We start from the raw sequence: 5,304 nt of genomic DNA, 5'->3' as shown, positions 1-5,304 counted from the left end.
CCTATAATTTAGAATATAAAATGAAGATATATTTTTATGAATTTAATAATTTTAAATTATATTTTCTTTTCTATCTTAAATTCCCTATAAAGCTTCCATGTCTTATCTTCCCATTTAAAGATACTTATATTATCGAAGAAACAATTAAAATTAAAGGAATATTGATTAACGTAATTCCAAAGTTCATTATAAATAGGTGGAACTTTTTTTGAAGTTAAAGTTACATGAAAAACCTTATCTTTTCCATCTTTTTTATTAAACTTAATATAATCAAATTTATCTAATACATCTATTAATCTATCATGAAGGTCTTTTCCTTCCTTTGACATATTAACATCCATATAAATTACTCTGTCATCAAAGTGATTATATTTATCCATAGTAAAAGGAGCCTTGTCTTCTTCATTGCAGAATTTATATAATGCTTCTTCTAAATTCTTTATGCTTCCTTCATATTCAAAGGGAGCTTTTATAGTGAAATGAGCTGGAAGTTTAGATGACTTAGCGTTAAACTTCTTAAAAATATCTCTCCTCATTTCGTTATTAAATCTCCCTGCTTCTCCTTTTACAACACATACTATTACATATCTCAATGTTTATCCCCCTTTTGCTGCTAATCTTTCTTTAAAGGTAAATTCTCTATTCTATACCCTATTTCTTTATTTGCTTTTTTATAACCTTCATTTATCATTTCTTCTCTTGATTTTTCATTTCCAAGTAAAGCATCTATAGTTAATTGTCCTCTATCTGGAAAATACTTATCTAAAAGTCTTTCATCTATATAATCTTGATCCTTTATACTTAAATCATCTAAAATATGCATTACATTAAAGCCTGCTTTCTTTAAAGCTCTGCCAACTAAAATACTTCTATGACATCTTATAGGGTCTTGCATAGCTCCAAGTAAAGCAATTGTATATCCTTTATTACAGCCATCTTTAAGTCTTTCTATTCCTTTTAAGAAATCCTCTTCTTGTACTACTTTCTCAAAATCAGAATATCCCTCATTATTATAGGAAACCTTATTTTCTCTTTTGGCTGCTAGCTCCTTAGCCATATAAATATATATAAAACCAGCTTTGGTTAAGGTATATTTTATTCTTTCCTTATCAAATTGAACATTATATTTAGAATAAGGAGTTCCTCTAATATCTACAACAGTATTAATATTAAAATATCTTAGCATCTGTATTAATTTTTCCATTGTATAGTTTGAATGACCTATTGTATATATATCCATATCTACTTACTAACTAAAAAGATTTAGTAATTCCTCCTCTGTAATTGAATTTAATTTATCTCCTGTTAACATATTTCCGTCAATTACTTTACTTATTAATTCCTTCTTTTCTTCTTGTAGCCTAATAATCTTTTCTTCTATGGTATCCTTAGAAATTAATTTTATAACTTCTACTATATTTTTTTGTCCTATTCTATAAGCTCTATCTGTAGCTTGATTTTCTACAGCTGGATTCCACCATGGATCAAAATGTACTACTATATTGGCAGAAGTCAAATTTAACCCCACGCCTCCTGCCTTTAAAGAAATTAAGAATATATTTGTATTTCCTTCATTAAATTCATCTGCTAATCTTAATCTTTCTTTAGCCTTAATGCTACCATCTAAATAAAGGTATTCTATATTATTATTCTTTAACTTGTTTCCTATTTTATTTAAGGCTGATGTAAATTGTGAAAATATAATTATTTTCTTGTTAGCTTCTAAGGCTTCCTCTACAATTTCTTCAATTGCCCTTATTTTAGAACTTTCTTCTTTAAAATCCTCTATTAAAAGGGATGGATCTAAGCATAATTGACGTAGCTTTGTAAGAAAAGAAAATATTAATATCTTATTATCCTTATTTTCTTTTAATTTCTTTTTAACTTCCTTCATATAAGAATTGTAAACTTGTCTTTGCTTAGTTGCCATTGGAATTATATATTCCTTTTCTATCTTTTCTGGTAATTCATCTAATACTTCTTCTTTTAGCCTTCTTAATATAAAAGGTGATATAAGCTCCTTTAATTCCTTTAAGTCTTCATCATTACCTCTAATAAATCTATCTTTAAACTTTTCCACAGAAAATAAATACATAGGCATTATAAAATCAAAGATAGACCATAATTCTAACAAACTATTTTCAATAGGAGTTCCTGTTAAAGCAATTTTAGTATTTGCCTTTATAGATTTAACAGCTTCTGAAACCTTTGAATCTTTATTTTTAATATTTTGACCTTCATCAATTATGCAAAAATCAAAATTCTTATCTTGATATAAGTCTAAATCCCTTCTTAAAGTTCCATAGGTTGTTAGTAAAACATCATAATCCTTATAGTTATTAATAATTCTGCTTCTTTCCTTTAAACTCCCATGAATAATTCCAATCTTTAAGCTAGGTGCGAACTTCTCAAACTCATTTTTCCAATTATATAAAACAGAAGTAGGTGTAATAATTAAACTTATCTTTCCTTCCATAGATAATAGTAATGCTATAGTTTGAATAGTCTTACCAAGTCCCATATCATCAGCAAGTATTCCACCAAAGCCTAAAGCCTCAATACTCCTTAGCCAGTTATAGCCTATTTTTTGATATTCTCTAAGATTAGCATTTAAATTATCTGGAACATTATATTCCTTATCTTTATTTTTCAACTTTTCTAATAAAATATTTATTTTTTCTTCTCCAGAAATAAAAGGAAGCTTTTTATTCTTTATATTATTTTCTAAATGAAGTAAATTAAATTTATCCACATAAATTTCTTCTTTATACACATCATTAAATAAGTTTAACTCTTCTATCCCCCTAAAGAATCCAATTACTTTTTCATCCTTTAAATCTAGAAAACTATTTTTCTTAGTTCTATAAAAATTACTACCATTTCTTATTTCATTTAAAACCTCTGGGATTTCTATATATTCTAATCCCTCTATTTTATATTGAAAATAAAAGCCTTGATTTTCTTCTCTTATAGAACTATAGATACTATTAGAATCTATTAAATTCATATCTTTAAACTCTTTAGATAGGCTTACTCTTCCTATTTTATTTAAAAATTCTATTCCTTCTTTTAATAATTTATAGGTTTCTTCTTCATCACCAATAAATATAAATCTATCATCCTTTTTTATAAATCTGAATCTTTCAAGAGCCATTTGAAGCTTTTCCATAGCTTTATTATCTTTTATTCCCTTTAGGTTATTAACATAGTCTATTTTTAAAGTACAATAAATATAAGAGCCTTCCTTTGATATATAAAACCTTGGTGTGTTAATATTATTTATTTGCTCTTTTATAGTTTCATCTATAATAATATCTTTTGATACTTCTCCTAAGATAAATAAAATCTTTTTTAAGTTATCATCTGTATCTTTGTAAATTAAATTATCCTTTTCCTTTAGCTTTTCATAAAGACCTTTATAATATTTCAATTGCTTTTCTGTAGGTAAATATATCTTCTTATCATAAATCCATATGTCTTTATTACTATCTATAGGAATTATGCTTTTTCTTTGAGATTTTACTATTATTGCGTCAGCTTTCTTCTTTATAGTAAAAATTAAAGGAATGTCCTCTTTATAAATTAAAGATGTATAATTCATATAATCATAGTTTAAGTTTATTTCTTTTTTATTATTTACTAACTTTAATAAACCCTTAAGTTCATTATCATAAAGCTTAAAGCTTCTTCCATTTACTATTCTGCTTTTATCTTTATTAAATCTATCTTTTAAAAAATCTATAATTAAATAATCTTTATATTTAAATTTATTATTTTCTTGAAATAAAAATTTCCCTAATGCTTCAACTGCTATAGTTGCTTCTTTTCCTGCTCTTAATTCAAGATAATATTCATTTTTATTATTTACTTTAATTTGCTTTATTCTTATATCAAGATTTAAAGGTTTATTTATATTATTGATGGCTTTATTACCATTCTTAATTTTATTATCAACATTAATAACAATATCATTGTTAATATTGTTAGTAGTATGAGGTTCCATATGAGGTTGAGACTTAGTAATATTACTGTTTGTATTATTACTTTCTTCTTTCTTAAGCTTGCTAGAAGCTTCATAGTAGAACTTATACATAGTTGCAATTATATGACTACATACATAATTTCTAATTTCTCTACTATTTTCCTCAAATTGATTACAGGTACACTTTACAGATTGCACTTTATCTTCTAAGTTAAACTTTATATGTGTACTATACTCTGTACTATAGTCAATTTTGCTGTCTCTAACTCTTCCATAAATATGATAGCTATCATCTATTTTTTTACTTATAACTTTTTTAACAAAACCTTCTTTTAATAATTTTTTACCATTATTATTAGCTATACTAGAGCCTAATTTTAATAATGAGTTTAGCATATTTCTCAAATTCATATTATCCCTCCTTTATAAGAGCATCTAATATTATACCACATTCCTAAGATCCCCAACAAAACCCCAGGGGACCAAAAAATTGGTAATTTATAATTTTTATAATTCAAATAATAAGCATATACTATATAATTAAATTATTAATATTTTACTGAGGTGATTACATGGATTATAGAAAATTAAGTTATGAAGAATTAACTATAGATTTATTTAGTAACTTTCAACGTTATCAAAAGGTTACAAAATGTTGGAGAAAAGAAGATGACAGGTGGTTAATTAAAAATATTTCTTTTATTGATGATTGGAGTCAAGAAGAATATGCATTACTTGTAAAGTATCTTAAGAATACATTAAGTACAAAGGGAATTGTTTATGGTGCATTTCTTGATAATAAGTTAAAGGGCTTTGCCTCTGTTGAATATGGATTTATAGATGAAAATAAGGAGTATTTTGATTTATCTAGTCTTCATGTATCAAATGATATGAGGGGCTGTGGCATAGGAAAGACTTTATTTGAAATGGCTGCTAAATGGGCAAAAAATTCTGGTGCTAAAAAATTATATATTTCATCTCATTCTTCTGTAGAAACTCAACGCTTCTATAAATCTATGGGATGCAAAGAAGCTTTAGTATATAATGAAAAACATGTTGAAAATGAACCCTGTGATTGCCAATTAGAATATGTTCTATAAGATAAAGAAAGCACCAGATTATTATATGAACCGCCCCCTGTCAAGTAGACAGTGGGCGGTTCATATTCTAGGTACTTTTTATTTTACTATTTTTAATTATTTTTAAATATTTTTAAATATTAAAAAAGAGTTTTAAGATAAACTTAAAACTCTTGTATAAACAAAAACTATCTTCTATTTTGTTCCTTTTTAGCTCTTCTACAAGATATACATCTTGTTGGC

The 5,304-nt window shown here is 25.8% G+C and carries 4 protein-coding genes; 1 reads left to right on the top strand and 3 read right to left on the bottom strand.

From position 1 onward, the window contains the following. Positions 1 to 56 precede the first annotated feature (56 nt). The 3 genes from HUJ77_RS09265 to HUJ77_RS09255 are packed head-to-tail and all read right to left on the bottom strand — an operon-like array spanning position 57 to position 4,393. Entirely contained in the window at positions 57 to 593 is a 537-nt protein-coding gene (locus tag HUJ77_RS09265; protein WP_291708300.1) for a 2'-5' RNA ligase family protein, read from the bottom strand. A gap of 20 nt (positions 594 to 613) precedes the next feature. After that, a complete protein-coding gene (locus HUJ77_RS09260) occupies positions 614 to 1,240 on the bottom strand; it encodes a DUF488 domain-containing protein (protein ID WP_291708299.1) in 627 nt (208 codons plus the stop codon). A 9-nt stretch (positions 1,241 to 1,249) separates the two neighbouring features. Next, a complete protein-coding gene (locus HUJ77_RS09255) occupies positions 1,250 to 4,393 on the bottom strand; it encodes an SNF2-related protein (RefSeq protein WP_291708298.1) in 3,144 nt (1,047 codons plus the stop codon). A 161-nt stretch (positions 4,394 to 4,554) separates the two neighbouring features. On the opposite strand from HUJ77_RS09255, the gene HUJ77_RS09250 reads away from it, so the two are divergent. Next, positions 4,555 to 5,082 (top strand): GNAT family N-acetyltransferase, encoded by a 528-nt coding sequence (locus HUJ77_RS09250; RefSeq protein WP_291708297.1) that lies wholly within the window; start codon positions 4,555 to 4,557, stop codon positions 5,080 to 5,082. Positions 5,083 to 5,304 lie beyond the last annotated feature (222 nt).

It is taken from the genome of Clostridium sp. (assembly GCF_021443865.1).
Taxonomy (GTDB): domain Bacteria; phylum Bacillota; class Clostridia; order Clostridiales; family Clostridiaceae; genus Clostridium.
Note: the sequence above shows the minus strand (reverse complement) of the source record. Positions and strands in the feature narration are given on the sequence as shown.

Excerpts from the sequence above, each read along its gene's own strand:
- HUJ77_RS09250 (WP_291708297.1), top strand. The coding sequence starts at position 4,555 with ATGGATTATAGAAAATTAAGTTATGAAGAATTAACTATAGATTTATTT.
- HUJ77_RS09260 (WP_291708299.1), bottom strand. The coding sequence starts at position 1,240 with ATGGATATATATACAATAGGTCATTCAAACTATACAATGGAAAAATTA.
- HUJ77_RS09255 (WP_291708298.1), bottom strand. The coding sequence starts at position 4,393 with ATGAATTTGAGAAATATGCTAAACTCATTATTAAAATTAGGCTCTAGT.